The organism is Streptomyces sp. NPDC127068 (assembly GCF_042724695.1).
Taxonomy (GTDB): Bacteria; Actinomycetota; Actinomycetes; order Streptomycetales; family Streptomycetaceae; genus Streptomyces.
Map to the genome: position 1 here is coordinate 58798 of NZ_JBHXEN010000033.1, position 23641 is coordinate 82438.

Here is a 23641-nt window from a genome sequence, read left to right on the forward strand (position 1 = left end):
CCGCCCGGGTGCAGCGGTTCACGCCGGCGCGCCGGTCAGGGCGCGTGCGAAGTGGTCGCCGAGGCGGGGCAGCCACTCCGACCGTGCGTTGCCGAGGAGGTGGTCGCCGTGCGGGACGGACAGATAGCTGCCGCGCGGTGCCAGACGGGCCAGCGGCGCACCGTTCGTCACGCCGGGGATCACGTCCTGACCGCCGTCCACGACCAGCAGCGGGGCCGTGATGCGGGGCGCCAGGGCGGCGAGGTCCACCCGGCGGGCGAACGCCCGGGCGGCGTCGGCTCCTCCGGCGCGTCGGGCCATGACGTCCCGTACCGACGGGGGCAGTTCCTCCCAGTCGAGGCGGAAGGGGCCGCTGACCGTGGCGACGGCCGCCACGCGCGGTTCGAGCGCCGCGGCCCGGGCCGCGAAGTAGCCGCCCAGGCTCAGGCCGACGAGCCCGATGCGTGCGGCGCCGAGCGCGTCGACGACCCGCCCCACGACCCGCTCGTAGTCCGGTACGAGGGTCGTGCGGGCCGCGAGCACGCCCTGCCCGGGGCCGTCCATCGCGAACACCGCCAGTCCCCTGGCCGTCAGCGCGGACACCAGATCGAGGAACTCCTCCTTGGCGGAGTCCAGGCCGGGGACGACCACCACGGTCCCCGGCGCGTCACGGGGGCCGCGCAGCCAGCCGGTGAACCCCTCGCCGCTCACCCGCCGGGCCCCGGGCTCCAGCAGCGCGAGCGCCCTGCCCAAGGCGTGATCCGCCTCGGCGGCGGCCCGGGGTGCTTCGGCACCCGGGCCCAGGGTGGCCAGGTGGAACCACCGGGCCGCCCTCAGCAGGTGTTCACCGGCCGAGTGGGGCGATCCCGCGTCCTGCGCGTGCCGGAGGTGGTCGTGCCCGGTGCGCAGGAAGGCCGGCCCCCAGTCGGCGACGGAGGCGAGGCCATCGGTGACCCGCCGGTACTCGTCGGGGTCCACGCCCGTGCCGAGGGCCCGGGTCCACAGGGCGGCGGCGAACTCGGTGGTGCTCACGGTGTTCCTCCGGTCAGCAGCACGGCCTTGCCGCGTATCCGGCGCTCCCGCAGGTCGACCAGGGTGTCGGCGGTCTCCGCCCAGTCGGCGGTGCGGCCGATCTCCGGATGCAACCGGCCCTGCTCCACCAGGCGCACCAACGCCGCGAGATCGGGACCGTACGGGGCGCCGGCGTAGTGGAAGTGCTGGAGCGTGACCCGCTCGGGCCCTTCGAGCAGGTCGAAGAAGTCGAGGGTCACCGGGGTGCGGCTCGCCTGGCCGAACCAGACCACCACACCGCCCGGGCGCACCTTCGACAGCGCGAGCGGCAGATCCGGCCCGCCCGTGGACTCCAGCACCACGTCGAACGGCCCCCGGGCGTCCGCGACCCGGTGCACCAGCTCCGCACCCAGGTCCACGAGCCGCGCGCCGCGCGCCGGGGTCGCCGTCACCGCGGTCAGCTCCGCCCCGGCCCCCACGGCGAGTTCGGTGACGTAGTGGCCGACGCCCCCCGACGCGCCCGTCAGCAGCACCCGCCGGCCGGGCAGGGGGCCGGCCGCGCGCAGCAGCCGCAGGGCGGTGATCCCGGCCAGGGGCAGCGCCGCCGCCCGTTCGCTGTCGACGCCGTCCGGGAGCACCGCGAGCGAGTCCGTGGGCACGGCCGCGTACTCGGCCCAGCCGCCCTGCGCCGGGTGCCCGACGACCCGGGTGCCGATGCCGGGACCGGAGCCGTCGGCCGCCGCCTGGACGACGAGCCCCGCGACGTCCTTGCCGGGCAGCAGCCCCGGCCGGGGGCGTTCGAGGAGGAACGTCTCGCCCCGGTTCGGGGCGAACGCCTCGACCTTGATCAGTACCTCGGAGGGCTCCGGCAGGGGCGGGGGGACCTCGGCGAAGGCGACCGGGCGCTCCGCCTCTCCCGTGGGAATCAGTCTGCGCATGGAGGGGATGCAACCCCGGCGGACGCCCCGCGAGCCAACAACGACCGAGCACCGCCGACAACCATCGGTTGTCGCCCTAGGGTGGGGCCATGGATCTCGACGTGGCGCAGGCACGCGCCTTCGTGCGCACCGCCGAGGAACTGCACTTCGGCCGGGCGGCCGGGACCCTCGCGATCTCCCAGCAGGCGCTGTCCAAGCGGGTCGCGCGGTTGGAATCCCTGCTCGGCACCCCACTGTTCCACCGCGACGGCAACGGGGTGCGCCTCACCGAGGCCGGACGGCGTTTCCTCACCCCGGCCCGACAGGCCGTCGCCGCCGCCGACACCGCCGTCGCAGCGGTGCTCGGGCCGCGGCGTCCGCTGCGCGTGGACGTCTGGGGGCACCTCTACGCGCCGATGCGGACGCTGGCCCGGGTCGCCGGCCGGGCCGGGGAACTGACCTCGGGACACGGGCGCGATCTGCCGTCGGTGACCACCGCGCTGCTGCACGGAGACATCGACGCGGCGCTCGGCCGGGTCCACCCCCCGCTGCCCGCCGGGCTGACCCACCGTCTCGTCCGCCTCGAACCGGTGGACGCCGTACTGGGCGCGGACCATCCGCTCGCGGCCGAACCGGCCCTGCGACCGGAGCAACTGGGCGACAGCGTGCTGTGGGCCCCCGGCTCGCTGGACCGGCTCGACTTCCTGCACCGGTTCGCCGACCGGTTCGGCATCCGGAACACGGCCACGAGCGTCAACCTGGGCCTCGCCCACTTCCTCGCCGAGGTGGTGGCAGGGCCGCGACGCTTCTCGCTGGTGCCGGCCGACGTGCCGTTGCCGGAGGTGCCCGGGTTGCGCTCGGTGCCCCTCGTCGACCCCACGCCGCTGTACGCCTGGTCGCTGCTGTGGCGCTCCGGACCCGGACACCCGGGGCTGAACCGCCTCGCCGCGGCCTGTGCCGAGGAGGCCGGGCGGAGCCGGTGGTTGGAGTACGCCCCGACCCGCGACTGGCTGCCCGAACCACCCACGAGCGGTCCCCGTCCCGGCTCCGGACCCTTGCCGACGGGTCCCCCAGGACGGTAGACCGGTCGTACCGGTGTTCGGTGAGGGCTCGTACGAACGGTGGAGGGGGGCGCGGATGAGCGTGGAACCAGCGCACAGGGCGGCGTGGCAGGGGTTCTGGGAGGGCGCACCCGGGGAAGCGGGCGGAGTCTTCTGGGACGCCGAGCCGGCGACCACCGTCGAGGTCCATCTGACCCTGTTCGAGTCCCACTTCGTCGGCGGTCTGCCGCTCGTGGACGTCGGGTGCGGCAACGGCACCCAGACCCGGTACCTCGCCCACCGCTTCCCCCGGGTCATCGGGACGGACCTCGCGCCCGCCGCGATCGCGCACGCCCGGCGCGCCGACCCCCGGGGCACCGTCGACTTCCGCACGGCCGACATGACGGACCCCGTCGAGACCGGGCGGCTGCACGACGAACTCGGTGACACCCACGTCTACATGCGCGGGGTCCTCCACCAGTGCGCGCCCGAGGACCGGCAACCGCTGCTGGACGGGATCGCGACCCTGCTCGGTGCCCGGGGCCGCGGGTTCCTCGTCGAGCTGGGTGAGGCCGCCGGAAGCGTGCTCCGGGGTCTCGCCGGCTCCCCGGCCGGCCCCCCGGCGAAGCTCGCGCCGGTCCTCGCCCACGGCATCGCGCCGGGTGAGGTCTCCGACGAGTCCGTACCCGCGTACGTGCGGGCCGCCGGGCTGGACATCCTCGCCCGCGGGGAACTCCCGCTGGCCACCACGGAGGTCACCGCGGACGGCCCGATCGTGCTGCCGTCCCGCTGGATGCTGGTCACGGCCCGCGCCCGCTGAGCACCCGTCGCGGCGTCCGCGCGGGCCCGTCCCCGGGTGCAGACCCGGACCGGTGAACCGGGCCCCGGGCTCCTGGCTCGACCCCGCCCCGGCGCGTACCGTGACGGCAAGGAAGAGGGGAGCCCCCTTGAAGATCCTCATCAGCGCCGACATGGAGGGCGCGACCGGAGTGACCTGGCCCGCCGACGTCCTGCCGGGCACCCCGCAGTGGGAGCGCTGCCGGTCGATGTTCACCTCCGACGTGAACGCCGCGGTGCTCGGCTTCTTCGACGGGGGAGCCGATGCGGTCCTCGTCAACGAGGCCCACTGGACCATGCGCAACCTGCTGCTCGAACACCTCGACGACCGGGTCGAGATGCTCACCGGCCGGCACAAGTCGCTGTCCATGGTCGAAGGCGTCCAACACGGGGACATCGACGGCATCGCCTTCGTCGGTTACCACACCGGCGCCGGCATGGAGGGCGTCCTCGCCCACACCTACCTCGCCAACTCCTTCACCGGCGTCTGGCTGAACGGCGAACGCGCCAGCGAGGGACTGCTCAACGCCCGGGTGGTCGCCGAGTACGGAGTGCCCGTCGTCCTCATCACCGGCGACGATCTGACCTGCGAGGACGCCCTCGGCTACGCACCCGGCGCACTGAAGGTCGCCGTCAAGGACCACGTCTCGCGGTACGCCGCCGTGTGCCGCACCCCCACCCGCACCGCCGCCGCGATCCGCTCGGCCGCCAAGGAGGCGGCGGCCCTGTCGGAACGGCACGCACCCGTGTCCGACGGGCCGTTCACCGTGGAGATGGAGTTCGACGCGGAACACCTGAGCCTCGCGGCCACCGTGGTCCCGGGGGTGGCCCGCACCGGCGAGCGCCGGGTCGCCTACACCAGCGACACCATGTACGAGGGCATCAGGACCTTCAAGACGGTGACGACGGTCGTCTCGGCGGCGGTGGAGGAGTGTTATGGCTGACGCGGACCGGTCCGCCCTCGTGGAAGGCGCCGCCGGCGCCCGCGACGGCGTCGACGGGCAGGCACTGGACGAGGTGGTGCGGTTCACCTCCGACCTCATCCGCATCGACACCAGCAACGGGGGCGACGGGGACTGCCGCGAGCGGCCCGCCGCCGAGTACGCCGCGGCACTGCTCGCCGATGCGGGCATCGAACCGACCCTCCTCGAACGGACCCCGGGCCGCACCAACGTCGTCGCCCGCTACCCGGGCAGCGACCCGTCCGCGCCGGCACTGCTGCTCCACGGCCACCTCGACGTCGTTCCCGCCCGGCCCGCCGACTGGTCCGTGCACCCCTTTTCCGGGGAGGTCCGCGACGGCGTGGTCTGGGGGCGGGGCGCGGTCGACATGAAGGACATGGACGCGATGATCCTCGCGACCGTGCGACGGTGGGCGCGCGACGGCGTCCGACCCCGGCGCGACGTGGTGATCGCCTTCACCGCCGACGAGGAGGCCAGCGCCGCCGACGGGGCGGGGTTCCTCGCCGACCGGCACGCCGACCTGTTCGAGGGCTGCACCGAAGGCGTCAGCGAATGCGGCGCCTACACCTTCCACGACGGGCGCGGCACCCAGATCTACCCGATCGGCGCCGGTGAACGCGGCACCGCCTGGGTACGGCTCACCGCACGCGGCCGGGCCGGACACGGCTCGAAGATCAACCACGCCAACGCCGTCACCCGGCTCGCCGCCGCGATCACCCGCATCGGCGACCACGCCTGGCCCGTCCGCCTCACCCCGACCGTCCGCGCCTCCCTCACCGCCCTCGGCGCGTTGTACGGCCTGGACGCCGACCCGAGCGCACCCGACTTCGACGTCGACGCCTACCTCGACGCCCTCGGCCCCGCCGCCGCCCTGGTGGCCCCGGTCGTCCGCAACAGCACCAACCCGACGGTGCTGAACGCCGGCTACAAGGTCAACGTCATCCCCGGCGAGGCCACCGCCCTGGTCGACGGACGCTGTCTGCCGGGCACCGAGGAGGAGTTCCGCGACACCCTCGACACCCTCACCGGACCCGATGTCAGCTGGGAGTTCCACCACCGGGAGATCCCGCTGCAATCCCCCGTGGACACCCCCGTCTACGCACGGATGCGGGCCGCCCTGGAGGAGGCCGCGCCCGAGGCCCGGGTGGTGCCGTTCATGATGTCGGGCGGCACCGACGCCAAGCACTTCTCCCGGCTCGGCATCACCGGATACGGCTTCACCCCGCTGCGGCTGCCCCCGGGGTACGACTACGGCGCCATGTTCCACGGCGTGGACGAACGGGTCCCCGTCGACGCCCTCCACTTCGGCGTCAAGGTCCTCGACCGCTTCCTGCGCACCGCGTGACCTCCCGCCGCCCCCCGCGCCCGGCGGCGGCCCGCCCCGCCCGACTGCGACCGGGTGCCCGGGTCGCGGTCGTCGCGCCCAGCGGGCCCGTCCCCGCCGACCGGCTCGCCGCCGGGCTGGACGTGCTGCGCGGCTGGGGGCTCGACGCCTACGCCACCCGCCACGTCCTCGACGGCCGTCCGCGCCTCGGCCACCTCGCGGCCACCGACGCCGAACGGGCCGCCGACCTCCAGAGCGCCTGGTGCGACCCGTCCGTGGACGCGGTGCTCTGCGCCCGCGGGGGCTACGGCGCGCAGCGGGTCGTCGACCTCCTCGACTGGACGGCGGTCAGGGCCGCCGGGCCCAAGGCGTTCGCCGGGTTCAGCGACGTCACCGCACTGCACGAAGCGTTCGCCGTGCGCGCCGGGTTCGCCACCCTGCACGCACCGATGACGGCGACGGCCGACTTCCTCGCCCTGTCCCCGCCCGAGGCCCCCGAGGACCCCGACCGCACGGCCGCACCGGACGGCACCCTGGCCCGGGACCACCTGCGGGCCACCCTCTTCGCCCCGGAGACCGTCCGCACCCTCGCCCTGGGCCGACCCCTGCTCCCGGGCCGGGCCGAAGGCGTCACCCTCGGCGGCTGCCTGTCGGTGCTCGCCGCCGAGCTCGGCACCCCGCACGCCCGCCCCTCGGCCGCCGGGGGACTGCTCTGCCTGGAGGACGTCGGGGAGGAGCCGTACCGGCTCGACCGCTATCTGACGCAACTGCTGCGCTCCGGCTGGCTGGACGGCGTCGCGGGCATGCTCCTCGGCTCCTGGTGCGACTGCGGCCCCTACGAGGCGGTGCGCGCCGTGCTGCTCGACCGGCTCGGTCCGCTGCGGGTCCCGGTCCTCGAAGAGTGCGGCTTCGGCCACGCCCCCGGTGCCCGCACCGTTGCGCTGGGCGCCCGCGCGGTCCTCGACGCCGATGCGGGCACCCTCACCCTCGCGGAGCCCGCCCTGCGCTGACCGGCACGTCCGGTCGCCACGCGTAGGGGACCCGGGACGGCCGGTGACCGATCCCGTCCCCGCCGTGCAGGGCGGTCCTACGCTGCCCATGCTGGTGGGGGAGGGGCGGGCCGGACCAGCGGAAGGGCATGCACCATGAGCCCCAGAACCACCACGAGCACCAAGTCCAAGAGCTCGGTCGGCGAGCTGGCCACCCCGGGCCGCATCGTCGTCATCGTCCTCGCGATCCTCGCCCTGATCTTCATCTTCGAGAACACCCAGGACACGAAGATCAGGCTGCTGATCCCCGAAGTCACCATGCCGCTGTGGCTGGCACTGCTCGCCATGTGGATCATCGGCGCGGTGTGCGGGGCGTACTTCATGCGTCGCCGCGGACGCCGCTGACCCCGTACGCCAGCAGCGGGCCGACCGACCCCGGGCACCACGGGGGCAGGCCACTGACCCCGGGCACCACCGGGCCGACGGAACAACGGCGTTGTCATCGGCGCCGAAGCCGTCCAGGATGGCCCGATGCGACGGATCGTGGTTCTTGACGCGCCCTCCAACCTGGGCCTTCGCCCGCCCGCCCCCGGAACGGTCCCCGGCTGCCACAAACTCGCCGGCGCCCTGCGGGACCAGCGGATCGTCCAGCGGCTGGGGGCGGTCGACGGCGGGGTCGTGGTGGCGCCCCGCTACGACCGGGGGGACTGGCAGGAGGGGGACGGGGTCTTCCATGCCGACGCCATCGCCGCGTACACCGTGCGGCTCGCCGACCGGATCGGCACCCATGTCGCCGCCGGTGACCTGCCCGTCGTCCTCGGCGGCGACTGCTCCGTCCAACTCGGCGCCTCGCTCGCCCTGCGCCGGGCCGGCCGCTACGGGCTGGTCGCCGTCGACGCCTCCGCCGACTTCCGGCACCCCGGGAACTCCGACCGGATCGGCGCGGCGGCCGGCGAGGAACTGGCGATCGCCACCGGCCGCGGCCCGGACGCCCTCGCCGACCTGGAGGGCCTGAAGCCCTACCTCCAGGACGAGGACGTCCGCCTCTTCGGCATCCGGGACGTCGACGAGGACCGTGCGGAACTCGCCGCGCTGCACATCCCGGTGACCACCGTCGGTGAGGTCCGGCAGTGGGGCGCGGCCGACCTCGCCCGGGCCGCCGAGCGCAGCTTCGCCTCCGACACCCACCGGGGGTTCTGGGTCCACCTCGACGCGGACGTCCTCGACCCGTCCGTGATGCCCGCCGTCGACAGCCCCGACCCGGACGGACTGCTGCCCCACGAGGTGACCGACCTGCTGCGGCCGTTGCTCGCCTCACCGCGCTGCGCCGGCATCAACATCACCATCTACGACCCCGACCTCGACCCCGACGGCACCGCGGGCGCCCTGCTCACCGACCTGGTGGTGGACGCCTTCCCCACGGCCCGGGGCTGACGGAGCCGACCGGCCGGGACGGGACGCCGGTGACCGGCCGGTACGGAGGGGCCCGGGGCGGCGCGACGGTGACCGGGAAAACCTTGGCGGAAACGTAACCGGCGAAAACCCTGGTCAGGACGGGCCCGGCGCTGTTCCATGGTCATCGTGAGGACGGGAACCGAAGAAGGAGAGGCTGCCGCCTTGACGCCGACGGCCACGACGATCCACCGCGACACCCTGACCCTGCCCGCCGCCGCACTGGGCACAGCCAACCCGCTGCCGCCGCTGCGGTCCCGGCACGAGGTCCACGAGCTGGACGACCGCTCGCTGGTCGGGCTCCCCCGGGACATGGCCCGTCAGATCGGCTACGAACCGCTCCACAGCGCCCTGCCCACCCGGGTCCTCGACGGGTACGGACGCGACCGGACCGCCACCGTCCTCGACACGATCGTCATCGAGAACGACAAGCTGCGCGTCACCGTGCTGCCCGGACTCGGCGGTCGCATCCACGCCCTCCACCACAAGCCCACCGGGCGGGACCTCCTCTACACCAACCCGGTGTTCCAGCCGGCGGACTTCGCACTCAACGGCGCCTGGTACTCCGGTGGCATCGAGTGGAACATCGGCGCCACCGGCCACGGCGCACTGTCCTGCGCCCCGTACCACGCAGCGGTCGTCCCCGCCCCCGACGGCGGGTCGATGCTACGGCTGTGGGAATGGGAGCGGCTGCGCGACCTCCCCTTCCAGGTGGACCTGTGGCTGCCCGCGGACTCCGACTTCCTGTACGTGGGGGTCCGCATCCGCAACCCGCACGAGAAGCCGGCCCCCGTGTACTGGTGGTCGAACATCGCCGTCCCCGAGGAACGCCGGGTCCTCGCACCCGCCGACGAGGCCTGGCACTTCGGCTACACACGCTCCCTGCGCAAGGTCCCCGTACCCGCACTCGACGGCGTCGACCTGACCTACCCGCTGCACAGCGTCCACCCGGCCGACTACTTCTACGACCTGCCCGACGGGCAGCGCCGCTGGATAGCCGCGCTGGACGGCGACGGACACGGTCTCGTACAGACCTCCACCGACCCGTTGCGCGGCCGGAAGCTGTTCCTGTGGGGCAACGGCACCGGCGGCCGACGCTGGCAGGACTGGCTCACCGAATCGGGCACCGGCGGTTACGCCGAGATCCAGGCCGGCCTGGCCCGGACCCAGCTGGAACACGTCCGGCTCGACGCGGGCACCGAGTTCAGCTGGCTGGAGGCGTACGGACCGCTCGGCGCGGACCCCGGACTCGTGCACGGCGACGACTGGGCCGCGGCCCGGGCCGAGACCGAGGACCGGCTCGCCGCCGCCCTGCCCCGGGAGGCCGTCGACGCCGCGTACGCCGCCTGGCTCCCGCACGCCGACGCCGAACCCGTCGAGACCCTGGCCACCGGCTCCGGCTGGGGCGCCCTCGAAGTGCTGCGCGGCGGCTACAAGCTCCCCGGCACCCCCTTCGACGAGGCCCACCTCGGACCCGAGCAGGAACCCTGGCACGCGCTGCTGAGCACCGGGGACTTCCCGGTACCGGACCCCACCGCGCCGCCCGGCCCCAGCCTGGTCGCCCCGCCCTGGCGGGACATGCTGGAGACGGCACTCGCCGAGCCCCACACCGAGTACCACCTCGGTGTGGCCCAATGGCACGCCGGCGACCGGGCCCAGGCCGTCCGCAGTTGGGAGCGGGGCCTCGTCCTCGCCCCGTCGCGCTGGCCGTTGCTGCGCGCCCTCGCCGCCGCCGACCAGGTCGACGGCTTCCCCGAACGGGCCGCCGACCACTACGCCGAGGCGTTCGACGCCCTGTGCGGGGAACGCCACGACGACGGACCGGAGTGGACCGCCGCCACCGCCGCGCTCGGCCGGGAAGCGCTCGCCGCGCTGATCGCCGTGGGGCGCACCGCCGAGGCCCGACGGGTGTGGGAACGGCTGCCCGCCGCGGTCCGCGCCCGGGGCGCCTTCCGGCTGGCCGAAGCCCAATTGCTGCTCGCCGAAGGGGACCCGGCGGCGGTCCGGGCGGTCCTCGCCGAGGGGTTCGAGGTGGCGGACCTGAAGGAGGGCGCCGAGGTCCTCGGGCAGCTGTGGGCGCGGGTCAGCGACGAACCCCTGCCCGCCCGCTACGACTTCCGGATGCGTCCGTCCGCCCCCGGAGACGGGCGGACGGCCGGGGACTGAGCACTGGCTGGAGGACCGCCTGCCGGCTCCTGGGCGCTACGTCCTGCCTGACGAACGAGTGCGGTACGGCCGCGTCCACCCGGTCCGCGGACGGGCGGCCGCGGGCCGTACCGCTCGGTTGCCGGGCCGGGTGGTCAGGACTTCGGTGAATCCGCCGCGCCGCCCGACCAGAAGTCGGAGCGCACATCGGGGGTTGGGATGGGGCCGCCCGCATAGTTCGGGCCGACGGTCTCGGCCGTGGGGGCCGTCACCGCAGAACGGTCCACGCACGGCGTCGCTACCTCGAAGAAGGCTTGGCCGTTGCCGCCGAACCGGAGACGCACCCGGAAGTCGTCCGGGGTCTCGAAGTACGTCGCGGGCATCTTCCTGCTCGCGTTGACCCCGAGCGGGGAGAACCCCTCGCCCTTCCAGTGGCGTTCGACCACGCCGAGGAAACTCCCCCGACGTTCCTCCGAAATGACGGTCATCACCGCTCGACGACGTGATACGTCGCAGTCGCCCTCGCTGGTCTCGCCGTGAGTCCAGTTCACCGCGGGCTCCACGGCGGCGAACGTGCGGTCCAGAATTGCGTCAGCTCGTTCGGCAGCTTCCTGCATGTTCATCTTTGCGTCGTCTCCGTGTGGAATGTCCGAGGAACTGCACCCGGTCAGCAGCAACAAGGCCGCCGCCGGGACGGCTGCACGGGGGAACCTCATCGCGGCCTCTCCAGAACGATCTCATCTGACCTGCCGACGACGATGTTGGCGATGTTGTCGGCCGACATCTGATCTTTCCTGGGGTTGAAGTAGTTGGAGTGAGCGTCGACCCCGCCCGGAACGAGCGGCTTGCCGTCGTCCACGAGGAACCGTGTGGCGCCGAAGTCCTTGTGTGCCGGGTCGGTTCCGAAGTAGATCTGACTGGGGTCGGTCTGCGCGTCCTGGGCCAGGTACCCGGCGATGCCTCCCACGGCGGCGCCCCCGATGCCACCGACCGCCGCTCCGAGGGGCCCGCCCATCCCCAGCCCCAGTACGGCGCCCGCCGAGCCGCCACCGAGGGCCCCCGTCTTGAGGCCGTCGGCCTCGTCGGGGTTGGGTAGCTTCGACACGATGTCGTTGTCGGCTGCCCCGACGAACACGTGCTCCTTCCCAACGTTGAGGTCCTCGGCGTGGTCGGCGCTTGTGCCGGGACTGCCGACGATGATGATGTCGTCCGCCCCCGGGATGCCGCCCTCCTGCTGTGCCGCCAGCCCTACGGTGAGTGACCCGTAGGAGTGGCCGATGGCGGTCACGTGGGGATCCGCTCCCTCGTTCGTCGCGGAGATGCCCGCCATGAACTCGTTGTAGGCGGGCGCGCCCGCCTCCGCGTGATCCTCCTTCATGACGTTCTTGTCGCCGAAGGGCAGCTCGTCGAGCGAAAGTTGCGGAGCGTCGTAGCCGAGCCAGACGATCGAGGACGTCGCGCTGTCCGGATCGGCCTCCTTTGCGCCCAAAGCGGTGTCGTGGGCGCGCTTCACGGTGCCCCCCGCGAACTGCTCGTCCAACTTGGTGTCCAATCCGGGGACGTACGCGGCGACGTTCTTGGCCGTGTCGGGATTCCCGTAGGCGATAATGGCGCGCCCGTTGCCTTCCTCCCCGACACCCAGGAGGAGCATGGGAGGCTCACTACCCGCCTGGAGCTTTTGGTCGATCGCTCTCAACCCGTTCAGCATGGTCTGCGAATCCTCGCCCCCCTGTCCTTCCAGCTTGGCCATCAGGAGCGGGAGGTTGTTGCGGTTCGCCTCGTCCCGCACCAAGGAAGGGACACCGTCCAGGTTCCCGATCACGTCGGGGTAGACGGCCAGGTACTCCTCGCGTTGTTCCTGCGTCAGGTCGTCCCACCACGCCTTGCGCTCGGCGGGAGTCGCCTCGGTGGGGATGCCCCCCTTCAAGTACTCGTCCACCGTGTCGCGGACGGCTGCCGCGTCCTTGGCCGCGTCCCCCCAGGTAGCGGAGTCGACGGCCAGGCCCTCCTTGGCCTTGAGCTTCCCGAGGGCCCCGCTGTAGCGGGCGTCGGTCTCGTTCGCCTCGCGGACGGCCCCGGCGATGCGGTCCGCGATGTCGGCGGCGAGGGCGTGGTTCGGGTTTTGGTTGACCAGCCGAGATGTGTCACCGGGGATAAACTTGCCGTCCGGCGAGGGCCTCGGCTCCAGGAGCCCCGTGCGGCCCGCGACCCTGCCCCCGGGGTACTCCGCACCGTTCTGGTGCTTGTTCGCGCCTCCTGCCGGATAGCTGACCGTGCCGTTCGCCTCCACAGTGAACTGGCGCTCGGCCGCCTCGGCGAGGGCCTGCTTCAATGCCTGCTGCGGTACCCGGAGCTCGGCAGCGAGACCGTTGAGTACGGATCGGACGAGGCCGCATTCGGTCTGCGCATAGGCGTAGTTCTGACTCAGCCGTTGTAACCGCTTCACCGCGGCCCCGGCGGCTTCGCCCTCCTGAGTCTTGCCGACCTTTCCGGTCATCTCGTTGTCGACGCGGTCACGAGCAGCGTCAGCGGAGTTACTCACAGCGCCCCAGCCATCCGCGGCGCCGTCGAGCTGACCGCAGTCCAGGTCACGCAGGAGCTGCCATGCCAGCAAGGCGTCACCACCCCTTCAACTCGTTGCCGACACGCACGGAGTTCAGTTCCGACTTGACGCCGGCGTCGGTGCCCTTGAGGTCGCTCGCGGTGCGGCGAAGAGCGGGTCCGAGGGATTCACACTCGTCGCGCACCGCCTCCAACCGTTTCTCCCAGGAGGTGAGCACGGTGCGCAGCACCGCGAAGCTGTCCAACCCCTCGGTCTCACCGGACGCCCCCTGCGACCCTGCGATCCCGTCGTGGGCCGTGCCCAACTTCACCAAGGCCTGGTTGGTGCTGGTCCGTAGTTCACCGGCGACTCCGGCGGCGTCGTGCCACGGCTTCCTGCTGTGCTGCAACCCACCGCCTCCCCCCGGACCTGTTGCTTGATTGAGCCGGGTACCCGTCCGTTCGGCAGCCGCGGTCTTCAGCTGCTCCCACTCGTCCCACGCCATCCCCGTGTCGCCCCTTCACCCTTTCGATTCCGTGCACCCCGAATGCGCGTCACAGTACCGTCCTCCACGTCCGCCCCGACCATCCAGTTGACGGGTGACACGGAACGCGGAAAGCTCGACGGCACGGCTCGAAATCGCATAGCGCAGAGGGACGTTGACGCATCCGATGAACTGTGTGCTCAGGGGCGCACATTTCGTCCGTTGTGCATTCGGAAGATGTCGAGCATGGCGTGGTGGACGCCATCGCCTGCGCGGCGGCAGTTGCGAAGGACCTTCCGTTCTTCATGCGAGCGAGGACGTGCTCGGCGCCAACGGCAGACTTGGCATCGGACTCCTCCCAGGCTCTGCATCCGTTGCGGCTTCCGGCGGGCGGCCAGCCCAGCACGACAACCAGGCGAGTGTTGGCATCCGTCAGCAGCTTGCCGAAGCAGCGCCGACCCAGGCCGGTGAACGGGGCTATCCAGGACGGTTCTGATGCCGTGATCACCCCTACCCTGATCATCACGCACCGGCCCAACGCCGAGACGATCTCCGCAGCTACGCTTCTCGGGGCAGCCGATGATGAGCAAGTCCGGGGGAAACTGTGAACCGACCGCTGTTGTTCCTGGGCGTCGACGGGCCACTCAACCCTTTGTGCGGCCAAGCCGGAGAGGCGCCCCGACGGCTACACCACGCTCTGGGTGCCCCTGGACGGCAGGAGCCATGAGGGCCACTGGGGCCTTCGGTCCCGACGGCGCCCCCTGCGGGTCTGGCTCGACCCGGAGCACGGGCGGTACCTGCTCCGGCTCGGTTTCGAGCTGTGTTGGGCCACCACGTGGAGGGGCGATGCCAACCGGTGGATCGCCCCGGTGCCCGGTCTTCCTGAGCTTCCCTCCGTCGACTTCGGTGACGTCTTGCTCCAAGAACGCCCCGACGGGGTCCACTGGAAGACCGGTCCGCTGGTGGACTACGCCAACGGCCGCCCCTTCGCCTGGGTGGACGACGAACAGGGCGAGCTGGACGAGGCGTATGTGGACGTCCACCATCGCGGGTCCGGGCTGCTGCACCACGTGAATCCGCGGATCGGTCTCCGTCAGGGCGACTTCCGCACGCTCTCCGGCTTCGCCCAATCCCCGGACAAGTCGCCCACCGCCAGCTGACACATCGCCGGATCTCTAGGTGGCTACGTACTCGGAGCCACGAGCCTTGCGGGACAGTCATTGGTTCTGAGCCACTTCGAGGGCCGCTGCTCCACCGGCGGGCGCCGCCACGTCACCGCCGCCCACCTCGTCCTCACGGACAGTGGATCTCCCCCAAAGCCTCGCCAGGACCTGCCGCACCCGCTGACAACCCACCCCGTGGCAGTCCTACGACACCACCTGACAAGGCACTACTGGGGTCCCGCTCCCCGGTCCGCGTACTCGAACACCGATCCGTCCGGGTGCACCGCGATCAGGTTGCGCCCGGCCGGGGTGTCCACGGGGCCCGCGAGGACCTTCGCGCCGGCCGCGTCGAGCGCCGCGGCCGTCTCGCCCACGTCCCGGACGGCGATGGTCGCGGTCACCCGGCGCAGTACGTTGAGTTCGTCCTCGGGCCCGCTCATCAGCAGGAAGCAGCCGACGGCGGCGGCCGACACCCCGCCCCGTTCGAAGCGCAGGGCCGGACTCCCCGTCAACCGTTCGTAGAAGGCCACCGAAGACTCCAGATCGGCGACGCAGATGCGCAGGGTGGTTCCCAGGATCTCCATGCGGGCGAGCCTAGTTGCGGACCGTGCGTCAGGTGATCGTTTCGTCGGAAGGTCGACCGGGACGGTCCGGTGCGGTCCGGTGCGGTGCGCCGGGGTGTACGGGGGCGCCGGGCGGGTAGCCGAGCAGCGATGCTCCGGGGGGAGTACCCCGATCGGTTGGTCCTCGCCCCGGGTGAGCGCGGCCGGGCCCGGCAAGCGCCGGCTCGGGAGGAGCGGAGGGAAGGCTGGGGACCATGACCGATCCGCGCTACCTGTACGCCGTGTGCCGCCCCTGGAACGCACCCATCCAGGTCGATCTCCGGGGCGTCGCCGGAGCCCCGCCCAAGGAACTGCGACACGGTTCCCTCGTCGCGGTCGTCAGCACCGTGCCCGCCCGTGACTTCGAGGGCGAGGCGCTGCGCGCGCACCTGGCCGACCCCCGGTGGCGGGCCGACCTCATCCGGTCCCACGAGGCGGTCGTCGCCGCCCTCACGACGGTCACCACCCCGCTGCCCGTCCGGCCAGGGGCGGTGTTCCCCGACGACAGCGCGGTACGGGTACTGCTCGCGGCGGAGGGCGACCGGCTGGACCGGGTGCTGGACCGGCTCGCGGACCGCGTGGAATGGGAGGTGACCGTCACCGTCGCCGCAGCGGACGCCGCGCGGGTCGACGGGGCCGACCCCGTACGGGAGTTGCACGACCGGCTGTCGACGCTGGCCGACGCCGCCCGGTTCGACCCGCCGGGCCGGTTCGGCGCCCCGGTCGGCCCCGCGGAGCCGGTGTTGCTGCGCGCCGCGTACCTCGTGCCCCGCGGGGCCTGCGAGGAGTTCGTCGAAGCGGTCGAACACCACCGGGGCGACCCGCGCGCCCGTCCCGGGCCGCAGGTGTCGCTGTCCGGCCCCTGGGCGCCGTACTCCTTCACGCCCGCCCCGTACGGCGACGGCTGACCCGCGGTTCGGGGGCCGTTCGACCGGCCCCCGAACCCCGGACGTGTCCCTACGCGGCGACGGTCCGCCGGGCTCCGGGTCTCATGCCCGGCACAGGACCTCCCCGTGCAGCACCGAGAACCAGGCGTCCGGCGCGGCGCTCCACTCACGCCAGGCCCCGGCCACCGCGTCGAGCCCCGCCCGGTCGGTGTGGCCGCCCGCGACGGCCCGGTCCGCGTAGTCCGAGGCCACCGTACGGTCCGCCCACAGCCCGCCCCACCAGGCCCGTTCCTCCTCGGTGGCGAAGCACCAGGTGCTGGCGGACGCGGTCACGTCGGTGAATCCGGCGGCCAGCGCCCAGGACTTGAGCCGTCGCCCCGCGTCCGGCTCCCCGCCGCCCGCCCGCGCCACCCGTTCGTACAGGTCCAGCCAGTCGTCCAGACCCGGGGCGCCCGGGTACCAGACCATGGCCGCGTAGTCGGCGTCCCGGACGGCCACCAGCCCGCCCGGCCGGGTGACCCGACGCATCTCGGACAGCGCCCGCACCGGATCGCCCACGTGCTGGAGCACCTGGTGGGCGTGCACGACGTCGAAGGAGTCGTCGGGGAAGTCGAGGTCGTGCACGTCCGCGACGGCGAAGTCCGTGTGGCGCAGGTCGCGGGCGGCGGCCGTGGCTCGGGCCTGGTCCAGGATCTCCGGAGCCCGGTCCACCCCCGTGACGTGCCCGTCCGGGACCAGCTCGGCCAGGTCCGCGGTGATGGTGCCGGGGCCGCAGCCGATGTCCAGCACGGTCATGCCCGGGGTCAGCGAGCCGATGAGGTAGGCGGCGGAGTTTGCGGCGGTCCGCCAGGTGTGCGACCGCAGCACCGACTCGTGGTGGCCGTGCGTGTAGACGGCGGTGTCCTTCGACATCTTCTGCTCCCCTGTCCCCTGTTCCCGATCCCCGCCCGAGGTCCCGCCCGGCCGGCGGCACGGGTACGACCACGGCCCCGCGCCCGCCCGGTCGGGTGACCGGTGCATGGCACCAGGGCCCGCGGCACAGCGCCGCGGACCGTCCCTCCACGCTACGCAATCGGTCGCATGGTGAGACAGTCCGTCTTGCTATGTGAAACAGGAGGCTTACAGGGTCAGCGGTCGGTACACCGTCAGCGCCTCGTGGAGCTTGTCGACCCGCAACACCGGGCCGCACGGGCCGATCTCCCCGTCGTACGCCAACTGCGTCCCCGGTGCGACGCCCTCGACCCGCAGGCGCAGACGTCGCACCGCCGCGTGCAGGGGCGAACGCGACAGCGGTCCGGCGAGCGCCGCCCCCAGCAGCCGCACGCCCGGCCAACGCCCGCCGTGCACCGCCCGCACGTCCAACAGCCCGTCCGCCAGGTCCACCCGCCGCCCCGCGGTCAACCCCATCCGGCTGTACGTGCAGTTCCCCGCGAACAACAGCCACAGGGCCCGCCGCTTGCCGTCCACCACGGCCCGCAGCGGGCGCCCCCGGCGTCGCACGTGGAAGGCGGCGACGACGTCGGCGAGCCGCCCGCCGATCCGCCCCGACCACCGCTCCCGCTCGTGCACCAGCTCCGGGTACACCCCCAGGCTGAACGTGTTGAGGAAGATCCCCGAGGTGCCTTCGGGACCCGACCGGAAGCGCCCCACGTCCACGGCGACCGCGTCCCCGCGCTCCACCGCACGGACCAGGTCCTGGGGGTCCTCGACCCCCAGGTCGTACGCGAAGTGGTTCAGGGTGCCGCCCGGCAGCACCGCCAGCGGCAGCCCGTGCCGCAGCGCGGTGGCCGCCGCGGCGTTCACCGTGCCGTCGCCCCCGCACACGCCGAGCGCCACCGCCCGCGCCGCCGCCCGGTCCAGGTCCCGGACCAGATCGCCGCCCGCCGACTCCACGACCTCCATCAACGGCAGGGCGTCCCGCAGGGCCCGCACCCGGTCCGGGGTGCCCGCCCCCGTGTTCACCACCATCACCAACCCCTTCCCGCCGGGCAGCGCCGGCGTGTCCACCAGGGGACGCCCGGGCGACGGCATCTGGTCGCGGGTCGGCACCAGACCCCGCACCGCGAAGGCCGCGCCCACCCCGAGCGCCGCACCCGCCAGCACGTCGCCCGGATAGTGGACACCCGTGTAGACGCGCGAGAACGCCACCGAGAAGGCCAGCGGCGCCACGACCGCGCCCCAGCCCCGCGACTCCAGCGCCACCCCCGCCGCGAACGCCGCCGCCGACGCCGCGTGCCCCGAGGGGAACGAGGTCGTGATCGGCTGGCGCTTCAGCTGGCGGACCAGGGGCACCGCGTCGAGCAGCGGCCGGGGCCGCCGCACCGACCGCTTGCCGAGCGTGTTGATGGTCGCCGAGGCCACCGCCAGCGACGCCAGGCCCCGCACCGCACCCCGCCGGGCCCGCGGCGACCGGGTCAGCGCCAGGCCCGCCGCGACCGCGCCCCACAGCACCCCGTGGTTGGCGCAGCGGCTCAGCGAGGGCAGCACCCGGTCCCCGTACGGCCAGTGGTGATCGGCGACGGACTCGAACAGCCAGGTGTCCGCGGCGGCCAGCCGCTCGCGCAGCGAGGGCGGCACCGCCGGCCCGTCCGCCCGGTCCGGCAGCCGCGACGGCAGCTCCCGCAGCCGTTCGTACACCGCGCGGCCGAAGCGGCGCGCCGGGTCGCCGAGGGTCGGTCCGAAGGCGTTCCTGTGATCTGGGTGCATTCCGGTCGCCTACCCGCTCGGACCGTCGTGATCCCGCGTCGGAGGAAATCCATTTGGTCCCGACCCCGTCGAGCACGGAGAATGCGGCCTCATGGGACATCTGGAAGCCGCGCACCTCGAGTACCACCTCCCCGACGGCAGGACTCTGCTCGGTGACGTCTCCTTCCGCGTCGGCGAGGGCAGCGTGATGGCGCTCGTCGGTCCCAATGGCGCCGGGAAGACCACCCTGCTCCGACTGCTCGCCGGGGAGCTGAAGCCCCACGGCGGCACCGTCACCGTCACCGGCGGGCTCGGCGTGATGCGGCAGTTCGTCGGCTCCGTGCGCGACGAATCGACCGTCCGCGACCTGCTGGTCTCCGTGGCCGAACCGCGCATCCGCACGGCGGCCGAGGCCGTGGACCGCGCCGAACACGCGATCATGACGGTGGACGACGAGGCCGCCCAGATCCGGTACGCACAGGCACTCTCCGACTGGGCCGAGGTGCGCGGCTACGAAGCCGAGACGTTGTGGGACGTGTGCACCACGGCGGCCCTGGGCGTCCCCTACGAGAGCGCGCAGTGGCGCGAGGTGCGCACCCTCAGCGGCGGCGAACAGAAGCGCCTCGTCCTGGAGGCCCTGCTGCGCGGCACCGACGAGGTGCTGCTCCTCGACGAGCCCGACAACTACCTCGACGTCCCCGGCAAGCGCTGGCTGGAGGAGCAGCTGAGGGAGACCCGCAAGACGGTCCTGTTCGTCTCCCACGACCGGGAGCTGCTGGCCCGCTCGGCCCAACGGATCGTGAGCGTGGAACCCGGGCCGGCCGGGGCCGACGCCTGGGTGCACGGCGGCGGCTTCGACACCTTCCACGAGGCCCGCAAGGAACGGTTCGCCCGCTTCGAGGAATTGCGGCGGCGCTGGGACGAGAAGCACGCCCAGCTCAAGAAGCTGGTCCTCACCCTCCGTCAGGCCGCCGAGATCAGCCACGAGCTGGCCTCCCGGTACAAGGCCGCACAGACCCGGCTGCGCAAGTTCGAGGAGGCCGGGCCGCCGCCCGAGCCGCCCCGCGACCAGGACATCCGGATGCGACTGCGCGGCGGACGCACCGGGCTGCGCGCGATCACCTGTGAGCAGCTGGAGCTGACCGGCCTCATGAAGCCGTTCGACCTGGAGGTCTTCTACGGCGAACGGGTGGCCGTGCTCGGCTCCAACGGCTCCGGCAAGTCCCACTTCCTGCGGCTGCTCGCCGGGGGCGAGGTCGCCCACACGGGACACTGGAAGCTGGGCGCCCGGGTCGTCGCCGGGCACTTCGCCCAGACCCACGCCCACCCGGAACTGGAGGGGCGCACCCTGCTCGACATCCTCTGGCGCGAGCACGCCAAGGACCGGGGGGCGGCCTCCTCGCTGCTGCGCCGCTACGAGCTGACCGCCCAGGCCGAACAGAGCTTCGACCGGCTGTCGGGCGGACAGCAGGCCCGCTTCCAGATCCTGCTGCTGGAACTGGCCGGGGCCACCGCGCTGCTCCTCGACGAGCCCACGGACAACCTGGACCTGGAGTCGGCCGACGCCCTCCAGGAGGGTCTCGAGGCGTTCGAGGGCACCGTGCTCGCCGTCACCCACGACCGCTGGTTCGCGCGTTCGTTCGACCGGTTCCTCGTGTTCGGCAGCGACGGACGGGTACGGGAGACCCCGGAGCCGGTCTGGGACGAACGACGGGTCGTCCGCAGCCGCTGACCCGCCGGGACCGCCCCGTACCGGCGGGTCCGACAGGCGGTGCGGCGGTCCAGCGAGGACAGTGGGAGGAGGACGTCCCCGACTGGGAGTGGGGTGCCGCCATGACCGGAGTCGATCCCGCGCGCCTGGACGACCAGCAACTCATGCGGGAGCTGGAGACCATTCACCGGACCCGTCACGACACCCTGCTGCACGGTTCCAACGACGCGCTGCGCGTGCACAACGCGCGGATGGCCGAGCTGGAGGGCGAGTACCTGCGCCGGCATCCGCGACGACCGGTGGCCCCCGGCCGGACGCGGGAGGGCGCACGCGAGCGGAGCCCCGTCCCCGGCACCCCCTGAGGCCGCCGACACGTGCGCGACCCGTCGGAACGGGGACCTCCGGCTCCTTCGGTGCGCATCTGCCTGCGCTCGGGTGCACGGCCCTCGGCTGGCCTCTGCCCGGGGCGACGACCCGCTCCCGGTCAGTGCCGGGCCGCGGCCGACTCGTCAGCGCCCTCAGGGGGCTCCAGCGGCCGGCGGCGCCCGCTCGTCGGGCCGGGGGACGTCGGCAGGTCGCGGGCTCGCCGGATCGGGGAGAACACCAGGATCAGCGCGGCGAGCGGGACCGCTGCCGCCGTGACCGCGATGGCGGCACGGAGGCCGAGCACGGTTCCGAGTGCCCCGCCGAGCAGGGCGCCGAGCGGGATCGTGCCGTAGCCCAGGAACGCCGTGCTCGCGGTGAGGCGACCGAGCAGACCCGGCGGACAGTACCGCTGTTGGAAGCTCGCCTTGATGACGTTGCCGGCCACCACCCCGGCGGAGACGCAGAATCCGCCCACCAGGAAGAACAGGACCCCGGCCCCGTCGACGGTGAACGGAATGAGCAGGGCGAGCGTGGGAAGTCCCAGTTCGCACAGCAACGTGGCGCGGGCCGTGCCGATCCGGCCGGCGACCCGGCGCGCGACGAGCGCTCCGGCCACGCCCCCGGCACTGGTGGCGGCGACGAGCGCGCCCACCGGTCCGGGGCCCAGGCCGACGGTGCGCACCAGGAAGACCACCTGGATCGACTGGTACCCCATCAGGGCCAGGTTCGAGGCGGCCCCGAAGAGCGTGAAGGTGCGCAACCAGGGGTCGTCCGCGATCAGCCGCAGCCCTTCGCGCACGTCGCCGAACAGCGTTGCGGGGCGGCGTTCGGCCCGGGTGACGCGCGGTTCGCGGTGCCGGATGCCGGCCAGGCAGAGCAGCGAGACGAGGAACGTCGCGGCGTTGGCGAGCAGCCCGTTCACAGCCCCCGCCAGTTGCGCGATCAAGCCGCCCGAGCCGAGCCCGGCGATCTGTGCGGCGGAGGCGCTGCCGTGCAGCTTGGCGTTCCCCTCGGGTTGGTCCTCGGGTTCCAGGATGGTGGGGAGATAGGCGCTGTAGGCGGTGTGGAAGAACACGGCCGCCGTGCCCGTCGCCAGGGCGACCGCCCACAGCACGCCGATGCTCAACCAGCCCGTCCACGCGGCGATCGGGACCGAGGCGAAGAGCACGAGGGAGGCCGCGGCGGCGGCCAACATGACCGGTCTGCGTCGCCACCTGTCCACCCAGACGCCCACCGGAAGGCCGATGAGCAGCCAGGGCGCCCAGGCGGTGGCGCTCAGCAGACCGACCTCGAACGTGGTGGCGTCCAGGGCGGAGACCGCGATCAGCGGGATGGTCACCCCGGTGACGGCCGCACCGTACTTGCCGGCGGTCTCGCTGCACCACAGCAGTCGGAAGTCGCGGTGGTGACGCAGGAGGCCACCGCGCGCACCTCGTCCCATGCCTTCCGGTGCTCCTTCCGGGGAGGATTTCCGTGTCGTAGCCGTTCTTGTGCAGTCGAGGCTGCCACAGGTGAAGTCCGCGTTGCGGTGACGTCCGTGGTCCTCGCTCGTGCCACCGACCGTCGAGCCGGCGCCACCGCGATCCCGACGACCCTCGGGACGGGGGACGCTGAAGGTGCCTCACCGGCCGGGCCGGCCGTGGAACTTCGACGTGCCGCTGCGCGTTCTCCCCAGGGCGGGCGGAACGCACGCGGACGAGCAACGGGTAACCGAGGTGGCACGGATGGCGATGTGGGACCGGATCAAGGACCAGGCTAAAGGCTTGCAGCAGGCGCAGGGAGCAAGGAGCTCCGGTGGCCACGCGCCGTCGGGATCGGGGTCCGGCGGCGGATCGAAGGCCCAGCTCGTGGGCCTGCTCAAGTCCCAGCTCACCTCCCTCAAGACGGAGCTCAAGAGCGGTTCCTACCGGGACGCCAGCATGGCCATCTGCGCCTTGGTCGCAGCGGCTGACGGATCGGTCGACCCGGCCGAGCGGCAGCACGTGGAGTCCCTGATCCTCCAGAACGACGTCTTGCAGAACTTCCCGCCCGAGCAGCTCCGGCAGCGGTTCAACAAGCACGTGGACCAGTTGATGTTCAACTACCCGCAGGGCAAGGCCGAGGCCCTCCAGGAGATCGCCAAGGCCGCGAAGAAGCCGGTGGAGGCCAAGGCGGTCGTACAGACCGGCTTCGTCGTCGCCGGAGCCGACGGATACATCGCCCAGGCGGAGGCACAGGTCCTGCGGGAGGCGTGCACCGCGCTCGGGGTGTCCCCGCAGGAGTTCGGCCTCTGACCAGGCCCCCCGGCCAGGCCCCCTGACCCGGCCTCGGACAGGGGACACCCACGGCTTCCGTCGACGCACGGCCCGCTCCCCGGCGGTGACGACACCGCTGGGGAGCGGGCCCGGGCCCGTCCCCGGTGAACGGCCGCCGCGAGGGCGCGTCCTGGGTTCCGGTCATTCCACCACGTGCCACCGACATCGCACTCGGCCAGCCTCCCGCGGCGAGCGGACCCGGAGCCCGGCAGACGGCGGTGTCGCCTTCTCCAGCGGTTTCCTCGTGCCCG

Annotated in this window: 21 protein-coding genes and 2 pseudogenes; 13 read left to right on the forward strand and 10 right to left on the reverse strand. The window is 73.1% G+C overall.

Features of this window, described 5'->3' with window-relative positions:
* Positions 1-18: 18 nt before the first annotated feature.
* On the reverse strand, positions 19-1011 hold the full coding sequence (locus ACFWIA_RS21385; RefSeq protein WP_387007424.1) for an alpha/beta hydrolase family protein: 993 nt from the start codon (positions 1009-1011) through the stop codon (positions 19-21).
* A complete protein-coding gene (locus ACFWIA_RS21390) occupies positions 1008-1928 on the reverse strand; it encodes a zinc-binding dehydrogenase (RefSeq protein ID WP_387007426.1) in 921 nt (306 codons plus the stop codon). The genes ACFWIA_RS21385 and ACFWIA_RS21390 overlap by 4 nt, the downstream gene beginning before the upstream one ends.
* An 89-nt stretch (positions 1929-2017) precedes the next feature.
* On the opposite strand from ACFWIA_RS21390, the gene ACFWIA_RS21395 reads away from it, so the two are divergent.
* The 8 genes from ACFWIA_RS21395 (at position 2018) to ACFWIA_RS21430 (ending at position 10677) form a co-directional block, all read left to right on the forward strand.
* Entirely contained in the window at positions 2018-2989 is a 972-nt protein-coding gene (locus tag ACFWIA_RS21395) for a LysR family transcriptional regulator (RefSeq protein WP_387007428.1), read from the forward strand.
* A 55-nt stretch (positions 2990-3044) separates the two neighbouring features.
* Positions 3045-3767: a class I SAM-dependent methyltransferase gene (locus ACFWIA_RS21400; protein ID WP_387007430.1), complete on the forward strand. Its 723-nt coding sequence runs from the start codon at positions 3045-3047 to the stop codon at positions 3765-3767.
* Between the two features lie 127 nt (positions 3768-3894).
* On the forward strand, positions 3895-4728 hold the full coding sequence (locus ACFWIA_RS21405) for a M55 family metallopeptidase (protein ID WP_387007432.1): 834 nt from the start codon (positions 3895-3897) through the stop codon (positions 4726-4728).
* A complete protein-coding gene (locus ACFWIA_RS21410) occupies positions 4721-6091 on the forward strand; it encodes a M20/M25/M40 family metallo-hydrolase (RefSeq protein WP_387007434.1) in 1371 nt (456 codons plus the stop codon). Before ACFWIA_RS21405 ends, ACFWIA_RS21410 begins: the two co-directional genes overlap by 8 nt.
* Entirely contained in the window at positions 6088-7080 is a 993-nt protein-coding gene (locus ACFWIA_RS21415; RefSeq protein ID WP_387007435.1) for an LD-carboxypeptidase, read from the forward strand. Before ACFWIA_RS21410 ends, ACFWIA_RS21415 begins: the two co-directional genes overlap by 4 nt.
* A gap of 135 nt (positions 7081-7215) precedes the next feature.
* Entirely contained in the window at positions 7216-7464 is a 249-nt protein-coding gene (locus ACFWIA_RS21420; RefSeq protein WP_387007436.1) for a DUF1049 domain-containing protein, read from the forward strand.
* A gap of 126 nt (positions 7465-7590) precedes the next feature.
* Positions 7591-8493, forward strand: a complete 903-nt coding sequence (locus ACFWIA_RS21425; RefSeq protein WP_387007438.1) for an arginase family protein — start codon at positions 7591-7593, stop codon at positions 8491-8493.
* 183 nt (positions 8494-8676) lie between these two features.
* Complete coding sequence (locus tag ACFWIA_RS21430) at positions 8677-10677, forward strand: DUF5107 domain-containing protein (protein WP_387007440.1); 2001 nt, start codon at positions 8677-8679, stop codon at positions 10675-10677.
* Between the two features lie 134 nt (positions 10678-10811).
* Here the strand turns inward: ACFWIA_RS21430 and ACFWIA_RS21435 are convergent, their stop codons facing one another.
* The 4 genes and pseudogenes from ACFWIA_RS21435 to ACFWIA_RS21450 all read right to left on the reverse strand — a co-directional run bounded on the left by ACFWIA_RS21435 (position 10812) and on the right by ACFWIA_RS21450 (position 14205).
* The gene (locus tag ACFWIA_RS21435) at positions 10812-11279 is read right to left on the reverse strand and encodes a hypothetical protein (protein WP_387007442.1); all 468 of its coding nucleotides are present in this window, start codon (positions 11277-11279) and stop codon (positions 10812-10814) included.
* 89 nt (positions 11280-11368) lie between these two features.
* The gene (locus ACFWIA_RS21440) at positions 11369-13270 is read right to left on the reverse strand and encodes an alpha/beta hydrolase (RefSeq protein WP_387007444.1); all 1902 of its coding nucleotides are present in this window, start codon (positions 13268-13270) and stop codon (positions 11369-11371) included.
* A gap of 4 nt (positions 13271-13274) precedes the next feature.
* Positions 13275-13607: a hypothetical protein gene (locus tag ACFWIA_RS21445; protein WP_387007446.1), complete on the reverse strand. Its 333-nt coding sequence runs from the start codon at positions 13605-13607 to the stop codon at positions 13275-13277.
* Positions 13608-13882: 275 nt separating this feature from the next.
* A pseudogene (locus ACFWIA_RS21450) lies at positions 13883-14205 on the reverse strand (hypothetical protein).
* An 81-nt stretch (positions 14206-14286) separates the two neighbouring features.
* Here ACFWIA_RS21450 and ACFWIA_RS21455 point away from each other — a divergent pair.
* Positions 14287-14842 (forward strand): annotated as a pseudogene (locus ACFWIA_RS21455) (hypothetical protein).
* Between the two features lie 230 nt (positions 14843-15072).
* Here ACFWIA_RS21455 and ACFWIA_RS21460 read toward each other — a convergent pair.
* On the reverse strand, positions 15073-15429 hold the full coding sequence (locus tag ACFWIA_RS21460; protein ID WP_387007447.1) for a VOC family protein: 357 nt from the start codon (positions 15427-15429) through the stop codon (positions 15073-15075).
* Between the two features lie 233 nt (positions 15430-15662).
* Here ACFWIA_RS21460 and ACFWIA_RS21465 point away from each other — a divergent pair, with 233 nt between their 5' ends.
* A complete protein-coding gene (locus ACFWIA_RS21465) occupies positions 15663-16355 on the forward strand; it encodes a GvpL/GvpF family gas vesicle protein (protein ID WP_387007449.1) in 693 nt (230 codons plus the stop codon).
* 81 nt (positions 16356-16436) lie between these two features.
* Here ACFWIA_RS21465 and ACFWIA_RS21470 read toward each other — a convergent pair whose 3' ends face one another.
* Positions 16437-17246, reverse strand: a complete 810-nt coding sequence (locus ACFWIA_RS21470; protein WP_387007451.1) for a methyltransferase domain-containing protein — start codon at positions 17244-17246, stop codon at positions 16437-16439.
* Between the two features lie 207 nt (positions 17247-17453).
* The gene (locus tag ACFWIA_RS21475; protein ID WP_387007452.1) at positions 17454-19040 is read right to left on the reverse strand and encodes a bifunctional phosphatase PAP2/diacylglycerol kinase family protein; all 1587 of its coding nucleotides are present in this window, start codon (positions 19038-19040) and stop codon (positions 17454-17456) included.
* 91 nt (positions 19041-19131) lie between these two features.
* On the opposite strand from ACFWIA_RS21475, the gene ACFWIA_RS21480 reads away from it, so the two are divergent.
* Both ACFWIA_RS21480 and ACFWIA_RS21485 read left to right on the forward strand, forming a co-directional pair.
* Positions 19132-20751 (forward strand): ABC-F family ATP-binding cassette domain-containing protein, encoded by a 1620-nt coding sequence (locus ACFWIA_RS21480; RefSeq protein ID WP_387007454.1) that lies wholly within the window; start codon positions 19132-19134, stop codon positions 20749-20751.
* Positions 20752-20852: 101 nt separating this feature from the next.
* On the forward strand, positions 20853-21092 hold the full coding sequence (locus ACFWIA_RS21485) for a DUF6158 family protein (RefSeq protein WP_385491050.1): 240 nt from the start codon (positions 20853-20855) through the stop codon (positions 21090-21092).
* Positions 21093-21214: 122 nt separating this feature from the next.
* Here the strand turns inward: ACFWIA_RS21485 and ACFWIA_RS21490 are convergent, their stop codons facing one another.
* On the reverse strand, positions 21215-22537 hold the full coding sequence (locus ACFWIA_RS21490; protein WP_387007456.1) for an MFS transporter: 1323 nt from the start codon (positions 22535-22537) through the stop codon (positions 21215-21217).
* Positions 22538-22820: 283 nt separating this feature from the next.
* Between ACFWIA_RS21490 and ACFWIA_RS21495 the strand changes: the two genes are divergently transcribed.
* A complete protein-coding gene (locus ACFWIA_RS21495) occupies positions 22821-23369 on the forward strand; it encodes a tellurite resistance TerB family protein (RefSeq protein WP_387007457.1) in 549 nt (182 codons plus the stop codon).
* Positions 23370-23641 lie beyond the last annotated feature (272 nt).

Excerpts from the sequence above, each read along its gene's own strand:
- ACFWIA_RS21435 (WP_387007442.1), bottom strand. The coding sequence starts at position 11,279 with ATGAACATGCAGGAAGCTGCCGAACGAGCTGACGCAATTCTGGACCGC.
- ACFWIA_RS21420 (WP_387007436.1), top strand. The coding sequence starts at position 7,216 with ATGAGCCCCAGAACCACCACGAGCACCAAGTCCAAGAGCTCGGTCGGC.
- ACFWIA_RS21490 (WP_387007456.1), bottom strand. The coding sequence starts at position 22,537 with ATGGGACGAGGTGCGCGCGGTGGCCTCCTGCGTCACCACCGCGACTTC.
- ACFWIA_RS21425 (WP_387007438.1), top strand. The coding sequence starts at position 7,591 with ATGCGACGGATCGTGGTTCTTGACGCGCCCTCCAACCTGGGCCTTCGC.
- ACFWIA_RS21390 (WP_387007426.1), bottom strand. The coding sequence starts at position 1,928 with ATGCGCAGACTGATTCCCACGGGAGAGGCGGAGCGCCCGGTCGCCTTC.
- ACFWIA_RS21480 (WP_387007454.1), top strand. The coding sequence starts at position 19,132 with ATGGGACATCTGGAAGCCGCGCACCTCGAGTACCACCTCCCCGACGGC.
- ACFWIA_RS21465 (WP_387007449.1), top strand. The coding sequence starts at position 15,663 with ATGACCGATCCGCGCTACCTGTACGCCGTGTGCCGCCCCTGGAACGCA.
- ACFWIA_RS21395 (WP_387007428.1), top strand. The coding sequence starts at position 2,018 with ATGGATCTCGACGTGGCGCAGGCACGCGCCTTCGTGCGCACCGCCGAG.
- ACFWIA_RS21410 (WP_387007434.1), top strand. The coding sequence starts at position 4,721 with ATGGCTGACGCGGACCGGTCCGCCCTCGTGGAAGGCGCCGCCGGCGCC.
- ACFWIA_RS21470 (WP_387007451.1), bottom strand. The coding sequence starts at position 17,246 with ATGTCGAAGGACACCGCCGTCTACACGCACGGCCACCACGAGTCGGTG.
- ACFWIA_RS21400 (WP_387007430.1), top strand. The coding sequence starts at position 3,045 with ATGAGCGTGGAACCAGCGCACAGGGCGGCGTGGCAGGGGTTCTGGGAG.
- ACFWIA_RS21460 (WP_387007447.1), bottom strand. The coding sequence starts at position 15,429 with ATGGAGATCCTGGGAACCACCCTGCGCATCTGCGTCGCCGATCTGGAG.
- ACFWIA_RS21495 (WP_387007457.1), top strand. The coding sequence starts at position 22,821 with ATGGCGATGTGGGACCGGATCAAGGACCAGGCTAAAGGCTTGCAGCAG.
- ACFWIA_RS21475 (WP_387007452.1), bottom strand. The coding sequence starts at position 19,040 with ATGCACCCAGATCACAGGAACGCCTTCGGACCGACCCTCGGCGACCCG.
- ACFWIA_RS21485 (WP_385491050.1), top strand. The coding sequence starts at position 20,853 with ATGACCGGAGTCGATCCCGCGCGCCTGGACGACCAGCAACTCATGCGG.